The sequence below is a fragment of the Macrococcus lamae genome (assembly GCF_004359545.1).
Classification (GTDB): Bacteria; Bacillota; Bacilli; order Staphylococcales; family Staphylococcaceae; genus Macrococcus; species Macrococcus lamae.
Window position 1 is genome coordinate 1 of record NZ_SCWB01000051.1, and the last position, 421, is coordinate 421.

The following is a 421-nucleotide window of genomic DNA, read 5'->3' on the forward strand; positions in this document are numbered from 1 at the left end:
ATTTAGTGGTAATATCGAAAATACAGAAAGCGCAAAAATAATATTTGATATATTCAAGTAAAGCATAAAAAAATTCCCGAGCACTATAACAAGGTGTTCGGGAATTTTTTATGGTTTAATTTAGTACTCAATGTTAGGTGCTTGGTTAACACGTTCTTGGTATTTTTTAAATGCGAAGTATAAACCGCCAACTAATGTTAAAATAACTGCTAATTTTTTCATCATTCAAACTCCTTTCTAAGATGTGTTGAAACTGAGTTCAATTAAATTATATGTTTTTATTATACACTTTTTGACATATTTTTTAAATTTAAGAATGCGAAGATTTTTAACATTTCTGATGCTAGCTTTCTTTTTCATCTTTCAAATGCTTAATAAAATCAAAGCCAAGTCGCCCTTTAGCCAATGCTTCCATCACATC

At 28.7% G+C, this 421-nt stretch carries 1 protein-coding gene and 1 pseudogene; both read right to left on the minus strand.

What is annotated here, in order from left to right:
• Positions 1 to 120 precede the first annotated feature (120 nt).
• Complete coding sequence (locus ERX29_RS11165; protein WP_000731972.1) at positions 121 to 222, minus strand: SE2200 family small protein; 102 nt, start codon at positions 220 to 222, stop codon at positions 121 to 123.
• Positions 223 to 343: 121 nt separating this feature from the next.
• Positions 344 to 421, minus strand: a pseudogene (locus tag ERX29_RS10830) (MarR family transcriptional regulator); the annotation flags it as partial.

Coding starts and splice junctions, on each gene's coding strand:
- ERX29_RS11165 (WP_000731972.1), bottom strand. CDS start 222: ATGAAAAAATTAGCAGTTATTTTAACATTAGTTGGCGGTTTATACTTC.